The organism is Klebsiella sp. HMSC25G12 (assembly GCF_001807705.1).
Taxonomy (GTDB): domain Bacteria; phylum Pseudomonadota; class Gammaproteobacteria; order Enterobacterales; family Enterobacteriaceae; genus Klebsiella; species Klebsiella variicola.
In genome coordinates, this window is sequence record NZ_KV789890.1 from 1 (window position 1) to 12,011 (window position 12,011).

Sequence of the window (12,011 nt, forward strand, 5' to 3'; positions counted from 1 at the left end):
GTAGCCCTGCTAAGCGCAGCGCGAGCAGGGAAGCCGGTATCTATGCTACAACTTCTTACGCAATAACCGCAGCGCGTTAGCCGTTACCAGCACGGTGGCGCCGGTATCCGCCAGCACCGCCAGCCACAGGCCGGTCAGGCCAAGCAGGGTGGTGACGAGGAAAATCCCCTTCAGCCCTAAGGCAATCGCGATGTTCTGGCGAATATTGGCATGGGTGGCGCGCGCCAGGGAAATCATCTGCGCCAGGCCGGTCAGACGGTTGTGGGTCAGCGCGGCGTCGGCCGTCTCCAGCGCCACATCGGTGCCGCTGCCCATAGCGATGCCGATGGTGGCCGCTTTCATCGCTGGCGCGTCGTTGATGCCGTCCCCGACCATCGCCAGCGGCGCATCGGCATTCAGCGCCATGACGGCTTTCACTTTGTCCGCCGGCAGCAGACCGGCGCGGAATTCCAGCCCCAGTTCGCTGGCGATGGCTGCCGCGGCGCGCGGGTTATCCCCGGTAAGGATCACCCCCTGAACCCCCAACTGATGCAAGGCATCCACCGCCTGACGCGCGTCGTCGCGCAGGGTGTCGCGCAGCGCCAGAATACCGAGCAGCGTCTCGCCGCGCATCACCAGCACTACCGTTTGCCCGGCGCTTTCCAGCTGCTGGATCTGCGCCTCATGCTCTGCCGGGGCGGCTTTGCTGGCGGCGCAGATCAGGATGCGGCAGCCGTTCACCTCGGCTTCGATACCAGAGCCCGCCAGCGCCCGCTGGCCGCTGGCAAGCGGAATACTCAACTGACGCCGCTGTGCTTCACGGACGATGGCCTGCGCCAGCGGGTGGCTGGAGCCTTGCTCCACTGCCGCCGCCAGCGCCAGCAGCGCGTTGTCGTCAAACTCAGCCGTGGCGATCACCGAAGTCACCTGCGGCTGGCCGACGGTCAGGGTGCCGGTTTTATCGAACGCCACCTGCCGCACCTGGCCCAGCTGTTCCAGCGCCGCACCGCCTTTGATTAGCGCCCCGCGGCGGGCGGCGACCGCCAGGCCGGAGGTGATGGCCGCCGGCGTGGAGATGACCAGCGCGCACGGACAGCCGATCAGCAGCAGCGTCAGCCCTTTATAAATCCACGGCAGCCAGGCGCTGGCGAAGAACAGCGGCGGGACAATGGCGACCAACAAGGCTACGACCATAATGGCCGGGGTGTAGATCCGGCTGAAGCGGTCGATGAAGCGCTCGATTGGCGCCCGACGCTCCTCTGCCTCTTCAATCAGCTTCAGGATGCGATCGATGGCGCTGTCGCCCGGTTCGGATATCACGGTAAGCTGCACCAGGCGATCGACGCTGGTGGCGCCCGCCGCGACTCGTTCCCCGGCCTGACGCTCCACCGGCACCGACTCGCCGGTCAGGGCGCTTTCATCAAAGCTGGCAAACGGCGACAGCAGCTGGCCATCCGCCGGCAGACGCCCGCCGGCGGCCACTTCAATCACATCTCCGGGACGCAGGTCGCGCTGGGCGACGGTTTCCCGCACACCGTTGCGCAGACGGATGGCGGTGTCGGGCTTCAGCGCCATCAGCGCGCTCACCCCCTGCCGTGCGCGGCTGGCGGCCCAGCCTTCGAGACGCTCGCCGATCAGGAACAGCAGCAGGACCATCGCCGCTTCCGCAGTGGCGCCGATAAACAGCGCCCCGATGGCGGCGACGCTCATCAGCGTTTCAATGGCGAACCAGCTCCCGCTTTTGATCAGGCGCAGCGCCTGGCGAGCAACCGGCCACAGGCCAACCAGGGTGGTGGCAATAAAGGCCAACTGACCGGCGGGGTGGTTGGCCTGCTCCAGCCCCCAGCTCAGGGCCATCATGATAACCAGCGTCAGTAACGGCAGATTGTCGCGCAGCAGCGACCCTCGGGTTTTCTCTGCTGCGGGAGCATCGGCATCGCGCAGCGTATAGCCCGCCTGGCGGACCGCGTTCTCAACCTGAGCGCGGATATCACCCTCGGCGTTAACCAGCAGCTTTTCTGTGGCGAACAGCACCTGGACCTGACTGACGCCGGGCACCTGGCGAACCGCGGTTTCCACCTTGCGGGCGCAGGCGGCGCAGTCCATGCCGTCAACCTGCCAGCTATAGCGGGCGTCGTCGAGCGCTTCGGCGGCAGGGGCGGATTCTGTGGCGCAGGCGTGATCTGTACAGCAGCTCTCCGCCGGCGCGGTCGCTGGCCGCATGGTGAATGACGAGAATTGTGGGACTTTTTTATCCTGCGCGTCTGGAGTCGACATGGCACCCTCCGGGAAATGATAATTTTCTCATTAGCCGTAGGATACACTCTGGAGTCGACTCCAGAGTCAAGGACTAAATTACAGGTATAGCGCGCGCACGATCAGGAAGTGGCCGGCAAAGTAGAACGCGGCGGCAATGGCGTTATCGGCGCGGAAGCGGCGACGATAGTGGCTCACCAGCCACACGGCATTGCTCAGCAGCAGCAGGGCCGCGCCGGCGAAACCGGACAGCGCGGTGTTGGTGGGGCGGGCAAACCACAGCTCACCGGCCAGCCAGACCATCACCAGCGTCATTCCAATAAAGGTCAGCACCGGCATTTTCATCTCTTCCAGCCGACTCCAGATCACCGCCATCAGCAGGGCGCCGAATACCAGCAGCACCAGCGGCAGCGGCCAGAAGAACGACAGCGTCAGCTGGCTGGCGAACCAGATGGTATACAGCAGATGTGACAGGAAGAAAGCGCCCACCGCGTACATCACCCGCTGGCGCGGCAGCAGGGTCAGGGCGTCGCCGAGCAGCGAGGCGCACAGGCCGGCCAGCACCAGATAGCTGATGGCATTGAACATCGGCGCCTGCCAGGCCAGTAACAGCAACAGAATCAGGGTGACAGGTTTAAATACCCAGCGTCGCCAGGCCGGCCCACGATAGGATGCATCGACATAAAGCCATGCGGAGAAACAGACAGCAATAAATGACCAAAGCATAGTAAGTCCCTGTATCTGTTATCATAAAGAAAGTTACGGATGCGTGATGCTACAACTCAGTGTAGTGGTTTGGCGTAGCAGATGACAATGTTATTCCCGACGCAGTATGCTGATTCCTGATATTTTTTATGGGTAACCTTGATGAGTAAAATGCCCCTCTTTTTTGTTCTGGTCGTCGCGGTGATTGTGGTGGCGGCTTCGTTTCGCTATGTCCAGCAGCGCCGTGAGAAACAGGCGAATGACGCCGCGCCGTTGCTACAAAAGCGGGTTATCGTCAGCAATAAACGGGAAAAAGTGATTAACGATCGGCGCTCGCGGCAGCAGACGGTGACGCCCGCAGGCAGTGAGATGCGCTATGAAGCGAGCTTTCGCCCCGAAAACGGTGGACTGGAGGTGATGTTTCGCCTCGACGCGCCGCAATATCATGCGCTGAGCGTGGGCGATCGCGGGATGTTGAGTTATAAGGGCACAGCGTTCGTGGCGTTTACGCCCGACCCCTGAGCCCTTTTCAGGACTACTTTTTCAGCGTCGCCTTCAGTTTTTTCTGCCAGGCGACGAGCTCAAACACGCCGAAGATAAAAATGCGGATTTGCTCAAAGCGGCTCAGCGGCGGCGCCTCTTTCGGCTGCGTCGCCTTGAGCAGCGTCAACTGCAGCCCGTGCATCAGGATCATGAAAATCAGCGCGACGTTGACGAAGATATTCAGCGGCTTCGGGAAGGGCTGAAACAGGTTCAATAACAGAAAGGCCCAGACGCACAGCATCAGCAGGCGGCCTAAATTAATCAGCATGGTGCTCTCCTTGGGCCTCACGTTGGTAAAGACGGTAGGCGACCTGTCCGGCCACTTTTTCACGATACAGCTGCCAGTTAGCTGGCACCGGCGGTAAACCGTTTTCGACTTCGCTTTCGACATACACCAGGGCCTCATCGGCCAGCCAGCCTTGTGTCTCCAGCAGACGTAGCGTCTCCTCCAGCAGCCCCTGACGGAACGGCGGGTCGACGAACACGATCTGGTGCGGTGTCCCCGGCTGACTCAGGAAGCTGAGGGTGTTGGTGGTGATCACCTTGCCGCGATCCGCTTTCAGGGTGGCGAGATTTTTTTGCAACTGCTGGGCTACGCCGCGCTCCATCTCCAGTAGCGTGGTGCTGGCCGCATAGCGGGACAGCGCCTCCAGCCCCAGCGCGCCGCTGCCGGCAAAGCAGTCGAGGCAGTGCGCGTCAACGATGGACGGCGCCAGCCAGTTAAAAAGGGTTTCGCGAACCCGGTCGGTGGTCGGCCGCAGGCCCGGGCTCTCCGGCACCGGTAATTTACGGCCGCGCCATTGCCCACCGATAATGCGGATCTGGCCGCTGCCCGCGTGGTTTGGTTTTTTCATCTCTCTGCTCAAGTCTCAACTTCCGGCCTGCTATTCTAGCGATCGACGGCGGTTGACGAAACCTTAATCCGGGGGCGGTGCTGCGAGTTAAGTTAAGTGATAGACTATCCGACTAATTTCATCATTTTTTCAGCTTCTGATGAAGCTGCGCCATGAATAAAACAGCGAGGAGTGTGGTCGCAAATGGCAAAAGAGAAAAAACGTGGCTTCTTTTCCTGGCTGGGCTTTGGACAGAAAGAACAGGCACAGGAAACCGAGACTGAACAAAAAGTAGAAGAACAACAAGCAGTTGCCGATGAGACGCCTGTAGCGGAAACCCCTGCTGAGCCGAGCGCGCCGAAAGCAGACCCGGAGGCGTTTGCCGAAGATGTCGTCGAAGTGACCGAGACGGTGGTCGAAAGCGAAAAAGCGCACCTCGCGGAGCCTGCCAGCGTGCAGGAAAAAGAGTGGGTGGAAACGCCTGCTCTGGTCGAAGACGCGCCTGTTGTTGAACCGGAGCCCGCGGTCAGCGAACCGCCTGAACAGCCTGCGGTGGTTGAGCCGCTGGCGGAAGAGGTGATCGCCGAACCGGTGGTGGCGGAAGCCGTAGCAGAGCAGCCTGTGGCAGACGTTATCGCCGAGCCGCAGGAGACGGAGGTCCCTGAAGAGGACGCCCCGTTAAGCGATGAAGAGCTGGAAGCACTGGCGCTGGCGGCCGAGGCGGCCGAAGAGGCGGCGGTCGTAGTGCCGGAGCCCGAGGACGAGGCGCCGGTGGAAGCGCTGGCTCAGGAGCAGGAAAAACCGACGAAAGAAGGCTTTTTCGCCCGCCTCAAGCGTAGCCTTCTGAAAACCAAAGAAAATCTTGGTTCTGGATTTATCAGCCTGTTCCGCGGCAAGAAGATCGACGATGATCTATTTGAAGAGCTGGAAGAGCAACTGCTGATCGCCGACGTCGGGGTGGAAACCACTCGCAAGATCATTACCAACCTGACGGAAGGCGCCAGCCGTAAGCAACTGCGCGATGCGGAAGCGCTGTACGGCCTGCTGAAAGAAGAGATGGGCGAGATTCTCGCCAAAGTGGATGAGCCGCTGAACGTAGAAGGCAAAACGCCATTTGTTATTTTGATGGTCGGCGTAAACGGGGTGGGGAAAACCACCACCATCGGCAAGCTGGCGCGTCAGTTTGAGCAGCAGGGTAAATCGGTGATGCTGGCGGCGGGGGATACCTTCCGCGCGGCGGCGGTGGAACAGCTGCAGGTCTGGGGTCAGCGTAACAATATCCCGGTGATCGCCCAGCATACCGGCGCGGACTCCGCCTCGGTGATTTTCGACGCCATTCAGGCGGCGAAGGCGCGCCATGTTGACGTACTGATTGCCGACACCGCCGGGCGTCTGCAGAATAAATCGCACCTGATGGAAGAGCTGAAGAAGATTGTCCGGGTGATGAAAAAACTGGACGTCGACGCGCCGCATGAGGTGATGTTAACTATTGACGCCAGCACCGGGCAGAATGCCATTAGCCAGGCCAAACTGTTCCATGAGGCGGTAGGATTGACCGGGATCACCCTGACCAAGCTGGACGGCACCGCCAAAGGCGGCGTGATCTTCTCGGTGGCCGATCAGTTCGGCATTCCGATTCGCTATATTGGCGTCGGCGAGCGTATTGAGGATCTGCGTCCGTTTAATGCGGGCGACTTTATTGAGGCACTTTTTGCCCGAGAGGATTAAGAATGATTCGCTTTGAACAAGTCAGCAAAGCCTATCTCGGTGGGAGACAAGCGCTGCAAGGGGTGACCTTCCACCTGCAGCCGGGCGAGATGGCGTTTCTGACCGGCCATTCCGGCGCAGGGAAGAGTACCCTGCTGAAGCTTATCTGTGGTATCGAACGGCCCAGCGCCGGGAAAATTTTCTTCAGCGGTCATGAAATCAGCCGCCTGAAGAGCCGTGAGGTGCCGTTCCTGCGCCGCCAGATCGGCATGATTTTCCAGGACCACCATTTGCTGATGGATCGTACCGTGTATGACAACGTGGCGATCCCGCTGATTATCGCCGGCGCCAGCGGCGATGACATTCGTCGCCGCGTCTCGGCGGCGCTGGACAAGGTCGGCCTGCTGGACAAAGCGAAGAACTTTCCGATTCAGCTCTCCGGCGGTGAGCAGCAGCGCGTCGGTATAGCCCGCGCGGTGGTCAACAAGCCGGCGGTGCTGCTGGCGGATGAACCGACCGGTAACCTCGACGAGGCGCTCTCGGAGGGGATTTTACGTCTGTTTGAAGAGTTTAACCGCGTTGGGGTGACGGTACTGATGGCGACGCACGATCTGGGGCTTATCTCCAGTCGTCCGTACCGCGTGCTGTCGCTCAGCGACGGCCATCTGCATGGAGGCATTCGGGGTGAATAAGCGCGACGCAATGAACCAGATTCGCCAGTTCGGCAGTAAGTTCGATCGCCTGCGCAACGCGGCGGGCGGCAGCGGCGGCGGGCGCAATGCGCCAAAACGGCCGAAAGCGGCGCCTAACCCGGCCTCGCGTAAGAGTAACGTGTTCAACGAACAGGTGCGCTATGCCTGGCACGGCGCGTTGCAGGATCTCAAAAGCACGCCGCTGGCGACCTTCCTGACGGTGATGGTCATCGCCATTTCGTTGACCCTGCCAAGCGTCTGCTACATGGTCTACAAAAACGTCAGCAGCGCGGCGTCACAGTATTATCCATCGCCGCAGATCACCGTTTATCTGGAAAAAACGCTGGATGACGACGCCGCGGCGCGGGTGGTGGGCCAGCTGCAGGCGGAGCAGGGCGTCGACAAGGTAAACTATTTGTCCCGTGACGAGGCGCTGGGTGAATTCCGTAACTGGTCAGGCTTTGGCGGCGCACTGGATATGCTGGAAGAGAACCCGCTGCCGGCGGTCGCCATCGTGGTGCCGAAGCTGGATTTCCAGAGCACGGAAGCGCTCAATACCCTGCGCGAGCGGGTATCGCGGATCCAGGGGGTGGATGAGGTGCGGATGGACGACAGCTGGTTTGCCCGTCTCTCCTCGCTTACCGGGCTGGTAGGCCGCGTGTCGGCGATGATCGGCGTGCTGATGGTGGCGGCGGTGTTCCTGGTGATCGGCAACAGCGTGCGCCTGAGCATCTTTGCCCGCCGCGATACCATTAACGTGCAGAAGCTGATCGGCGCCACCGACGGCTTTATCCTGCGTCCGTTCCTCTACGGCGGGGCGATGCTGGGCTTCTCCGGCGCGTTTTTATCGCTGATCCTGTCGGAGATTCTGGTGATGCGCCTCTCGTCGGCAGTGACCGAAGTGGCGAAAGTGTTCGGCACCCAGTTTGAGCTGAGCGGCCTGGGCTTCGACGAGTGCCTGTTAATGCTGATTGTCTGCTCGATGATCGGGTGGGTCGCCGCCTGGCTGGCGACAGTGCAACATTTACGTCACTTTACTCCCGATTAAAAAAAGCGTGATATAATCTTTCCCTGCTGCAATGAGTTCCTGTTCGCAGGGAAAGATACCGCAAGCTTGTTCTCCTTTTCCTGCCCTCACTTGTTCATCGTGGTGTCACATTTTGTGCGTAATTTATTCACACCGTTGCATGGAACTTGTGGATAAAATCACTGTCTGATACTAATGTGAGTGATATTCTCGTTGCTCATGAATGCTGGCATGCTTGTTGCCTGATGGGGACAAGAACGCGTCAGAAGATATCAATTGAGAGGATTTGAATGACCAAAGAAATGCAAACTTTAGCTTTAGCCCCCGTTGGTAACCTGGAATCGTACATCCGGGCCGCTAACACTTGGCCGATGCTGTCGGCTGATGAAGAGCGGGAGCTTGCTGAAAAGCTGCATTACCAGGGCGATCTGGAAGCAGCTAAAAAGCTGATTCTGTCTCACCTGCGCTTTGTTGTTCACATTGCTCGTAACTACTCGGGCTATGGCCTGCCGCAGGCGGATCTGATCCAGGAAGGCAATATCGGCCTGATGAAAGCCGTGCGTCGCTTCAACCCGGAAGTGGGTGTGCGCCTGGTCTCCTTCGCCGTGCACTGGATTAAAGCTGAAATTCACGAATACGTGCTGCGTAACTGGCGTATTGTGAAGGTCGCTACCACCAAAGCACAGCGTAAGCTGTTCTTTAACCTGCGTAAAACCAAACAGCGTCTGGGTTGGTTCAACCAGGATGAAGTGGAAATGGTGGCCCGTGAGCTGGGCGTGTCGAGCAAAGACGTCCGCGAGATGGAATCCCGTATGGCGGCCCAGGACATGACCTTCGACATGTCTTCCGACGATGAGTCCGACAGCCAGCCGATGGCGCCGGTCCTTTATCTGCAGGACAAAACGTCTAACTTTGCCGACGGCATCGAAGACGACAACTGGGAAGAGCAGGCGGCGAATAAGCTGACTGACGCGATGCAGGGCCTGGACGAGCGTAGCCAGGACATCATCCGCGCCCGCTGGCTGGACGAAGACAACAAGTCCACGCTGCAGGAACTGGCCGACCGCTACGGCGTCTCCGCAGAGCGTGTGCGTCAGCTGGAAAAGAACGCCATGAAAAAACTGCGTGCCGCTATCGAAGCCTGATACGCCACGCCTGCCTGATACCTGATATCAGGCTCCCCGATAACGCCCCGCCTCAGGTTGGGGCGTTTTGTTTTTCTGCGTCCTCCCGGGGCAGGAGCATCTGCGGGCAGTGCGTCTGCAGGCAGCCGAGTAAGACGCTGAACGCCGGCGCCATCTGCTCTTCGGGCTGGCTGGCGAATCCCATCAGTAATCCTTTCTTCCGCGCCGCCGTCAGGTAGTAGCGCGACAGTGGCCGCACCAGAATGTGGCGCGCATTAGCCTCTTTGGCAATCGCCACATCGTCAGCCTCTGCGGGCAAATTGAGGATCAAATGCAGCCCGGCATTATCGCTGAAGTCAGACAGGGCGTACGGCATACAGTGCCGCTGGATAAGCTCAGTTAAAAAGGCGCGGCGACGGCTGTAGAGCAACCGCATACGGCGGATATGGGCCGAATAGTGGCCGGCGGTAATAAACTCCGCCAGCGCCATCTGGATCAGCGAATGGCCGCCGCGGTAAAGCTCGGCATGGGCGTGCTTCAGATCGCTGACCAGCGGACGGGGGATCACCACGTAGCCCAGGCGCAGGCCGGGATAGAGCGTTTTGCTGAAGGTGCCGATATAGACCACCGGGGCATCGGGGACCAGACCCTGCAGGGCGGGGATCGGCTGGCCGGAAAAACGAAACTCACTGTCATAATCATCTTCGACGATCCAGCTCCCCTGCTGACGGGCGAGCGCCAGCAGTCGCTGGCGGCGCTCAAGGCTCATCACCGCGCCCAGCGGGTACTGGTGGGAAGGCGTAACGAAGATGAGCCTCGGCGCGTCGTCAACCGTTTCCGGCGGGCACAGGCCGTTGGCATCGACGGTCAGGGGTTCCACCCGAACGTCGTTCATCGCCAGCACGTGGCGGATCCCCCAATAGGAAGGCTCCTCCACCCACGCCAGATCGCCGTTATCACACAGCATGCGGGTGACCAGATCGATCGCCTGGTGGATCCCCTCGGTGATAAGAATTTGATCTGCCTGACAGTGGACGCCGCGCGACACGCGCAGATAATCCACCAGCGCCTGCTGCAGTTCCGGGGTGCCACCGTTGCAGCTATAGCTGAGCCGCTCCGGCTTGGGCCGACGGCTGATACGGGCCTGGATCTTACTGAACAGCGGGTGGGGAAAGGCGTTAACGTCCGGCACGCCGGGTATAAACGCCCCCCACTGGCGCGGGCTGGCGCTGACCTGGCCGAGCAGATGTTGGCCTCGGCGTGAAAGATGCACCGTCGGTGCCGCGATACTGCTGTTTTCTTGCTGACCTTTAGCCGTCAATGAGCTCTCAGGGGCGGTTTGGGCAACGAATGTTCCACTTCCCCGGCGGGAAACCACATATCCTTCCGCCAGTAATTGTTCATAAGTTGTTAATATGGTGTTTCTTGATACGCCGAGTTCACCCGCCAGATCGCGCGACGGCGGCAGGCGGCTTTGCGGCGCCAGCGAACCATCGAGGATCGCGCGGCGCAGCGCGTTATATAAGCGTTTGTGCAGAAGAGGATCCCGCTCTTCCTGCAGACGGACCAGCACCAGGTCACCTACCAGCGAACGCAATTGGATCCCTCAGATATTCTAAATTGGTACTCGATTATAGGGCCAACTCCTGTGTAAATAAACGACATCGTTTCTAATTTGTTGCGATAACGTGACATACACGACAGGAGATTCGCAGGTGAAAAGCTCAGAACTGAATCAACGTCGCCAGCAGGCGACGCCGCGCGGCGTAGGCGTAATGTGTAACTACTTTGTCGAGAAGGCGGAAAACGCCACGCTGTGGGATATCGAAGGCAATGAGGTGATCGATTTCGCCGCCGGGATCGCCGTGTTAAATACCGGTCACCGCCATCCGAAAGTGGTCGCCGCGGTCGCCGATCAGCTGCAGGCGTTCACCCACACCGCCTATCAGATTGTGCCGTACGAAAGTTATGTTTCGCTGGCGGAGCGTATCAACGATCTGGCGCCAATTGACGGGCCGGCAAAAACGGCTTTCTTCACCACCGGCGCGGAAGCGGTTGAGAACGCAGTGAAAATTGCCCGCGCTTACACCGGCCGCCCGGGGCTGATTACTTTCGGCGGCGGCTTCCACGGCCGTACCTTTATGACCATGGCCCTCACCGGTAAGGTCGCGCCCTACAAAATCGGCTTCGGGCCGTTCCCGGGATCGGTGTATCACGGCGTTTATCCCAATGAGGCGCACGGCGTGACCACCGCGGATGCGCTGAAAAGCCTGGAGCGCATTTTCAAAGCGGATATTGCGCCGGACCAGGTAGCGGCCATCATCCTCGAGCCGATCCAGGGGGAAGGCGGCTTTAACGTCGCGCCGGCCGATTTTATGCAGGCGCTGCGCGATCTGTGCGATACCCACGGTATTCTGCTGATCGCTGATGAAGTGCAGACCGGTTTCGCCCGCACCGGCAAGCTGTTCGCTATGCAGCACTATCAGGTGAAACCGGATCTGATGACGATGGCGAAAAGCCTCGCCGGCGGCTTCCCGCTGTCGGGCGTTGTCGGTCGCGCCGAGGTGATGGATGCGCCAGCCCCAGGCGGGCTGGGCGGAACCTATGCCGGTAACCCGCTGGCGGTGGCCGCGGCGCACGCGGTGCTGGATGTCATTGCCGAAGAGCAGCTGTGTCAACGGGCTGAACAGCTGGGTAGCCATCTGCAGGAGGTGCTCAACCAGGCGCGCGCCACCTGCCCGGCGATCGTTGATGTCCGTGGCCGGGGGTCGATGGTGGCGGTGGAGTTTAACGATCCGCAAACTGGCGAGCCGTCGCCGGAGTTCACCCGCCAGGTGCAACAGAAAGCGCAGGAAAACGGCCTGCTGCTGCTGAGCTGTGGCGTCTACGGCAACGTGATCCGCTTCCTGTATCCGTTGACTATCCCCGACGCCCAGTTCTCGAAAGCGCTGGATATTCTGGCGCGCATCCTGAAGAGCTAACGTCTCCCCGGCGGACTGCGGCGGCACGGAAGCCGAACAGAAACAGGACGCCGCAGCCAGCTGTTCATGCTCAGCGTGAGTGGTTTATCACCCTGATATCACCTTTTTTCCGGCGGTAAAAACCGCCGGAGTAAAACGGAATCTATGGTCACTCCCGTTTTTGC

Annotated in this window: 11 protein-coding genes; 6 read left to right on the forward strand and 5 right to left on the reverse strand. The window is 60.1% G+C overall.

All coding sequences use genetic code 11. The annotated features are described in order from the left end of the window. Positions 1-45 precede the first annotated feature (45 nt). The gene (zntA, locus tag HMPREF3096_RS13315; RefSeq protein WP_032731375.1) at positions 46-2,256 is read right to left on the reverse strand and encodes a Zn(II)/Cd(II)/Pb(II) translocating P-type ATPase ZntA; all 2,211 of its coding nucleotides are present in this window, start codon (positions 2,254-2,256) and stop codon (positions 46-48) included. Positions 2,257-2,334: 78 nt separating this feature from the next. Continuing rightward, positions 2,335-2,961, reverse strand: a complete 627-nt coding sequence (locus tag HMPREF3096_RS13320) for a lysoplasmalogenase (protein ID WP_004173987.1) — start codon at positions 2,959-2,961, stop codon at positions 2,335-2,337. A 150-nt stretch (positions 2,962-3,111) separates the two neighbouring features. Between HMPREF3096_RS13320 and HMPREF3096_RS13325 the strand changes: the two genes are divergently transcribed. Continuing rightward, positions 3,112-3,462: a DUF2500 domain-containing protein gene (locus HMPREF3096_RS13325; protein WP_023340790.1), complete on the forward strand. Its 351-nt coding sequence runs from the start codon at positions 3,112-3,114 to the stop codon at positions 3,460-3,462. Positions 3,463-3,475: 13 nt separating this feature from the next. Here HMPREF3096_RS13325 and HMPREF3096_RS13330 read toward each other — a convergent pair whose 3' ends face one another. Continuing rightward, positions 3,476-3,751 (reverse strand): DUF1145 family protein, encoded by a 276-nt coding sequence (locus HMPREF3096_RS13330; protein WP_002920822.1) that lies wholly within the window; start codon positions 3,749-3,751, stop codon positions 3,476-3,478. Then, complete coding sequence (gene rsmD, locus HMPREF3096_RS13335; RefSeq protein WP_002920820.1) at positions 3,741-4,337, reverse strand: 16S rRNA (guanine(966)-N(2))-methyltransferase; 597 nt, start codon at positions 4,335-4,337, stop codon at positions 3,741-3,743. The genes HMPREF3096_RS13330 and rsmD overlap by 11 nt, the downstream gene beginning before the upstream one ends. A 183-nt stretch (positions 4,338-4,520) precedes the next feature. Here rsmD and ftsY point away from each other — a divergent pair, with 183 nt between their 5' ends. From ftsY to rpoH, 4 genes are all read left to right on the forward strand, one after another. Continuing rightward, entirely contained in the window at positions 4,521-6,044 is a 1,524-nt protein-coding gene (gene ftsY, locus HMPREF3096_RS13340; protein WP_032731370.1) for a signal recognition particle-docking protein FtsY, read from the forward strand. Positions 6,045-6,046: 2 nt separating this feature from the next. Then, positions 6,047-6,715: a cell division ATP-binding protein FtsE gene (gene ftsE / locus HMPREF3096_RS13345; RefSeq protein WP_008806964.1), complete on the forward strand. Its 669-nt coding sequence runs from the start codon at positions 6,047-6,049 to the stop codon at positions 6,713-6,715. Further along, on the forward strand, positions 6,708-7,763 hold the full coding sequence (gene ftsX / locus HMPREF3096_RS13350) for a permease-like cell division protein FtsX (RefSeq protein ID WP_008806965.1): 1,056 nt from the start codon (positions 6,708-6,710) through the stop codon (positions 7,761-7,763). Before ftsE ends, ftsX begins: the two co-directional genes overlap by 8 nt. 269 nt (positions 7,764-8,032) lie before the next feature. Continuing rightward, entirely contained in the window at positions 8,033-8,887 is an 855-nt protein-coding gene (gene rpoH / locus HMPREF3096_RS13355; protein ID WP_002920815.1) for an RNA polymerase sigma factor RpoH, read from the forward strand. A gap of 52 nt (positions 8,888-8,939) precedes the next feature. Here the strand turns inward: rpoH and HMPREF3096_RS13360 are convergent, their stop codons facing one another. Next, positions 8,940-10,463, reverse strand: coding sequence for a MocR-like pyridoxine biosynthesis transcription factor PdxR (locus HMPREF3096_RS13360; protein ID WP_023323355.1), 1,524 nt, complete (start codon positions 10,461-10,463; stop codon positions 8,940-8,942). A 118-nt stretch (positions 10,464-10,581) separates the two neighbouring features. Here HMPREF3096_RS13360 and HMPREF3096_RS13365 point away from each other — a divergent pair, with 118 nt between their 5' ends. After that, positions 10,582-11,847: a 4-aminobutyrate--2-oxoglutarate transaminase gene (locus tag HMPREF3096_RS13365; RefSeq protein ID WP_044650082.1), complete on the forward strand. Its 1,266-nt coding sequence runs from the start codon at positions 10,582-10,584 to the stop codon at positions 11,845-11,847. Positions 11,848-12,011 lie beyond the last annotated feature (164 nt).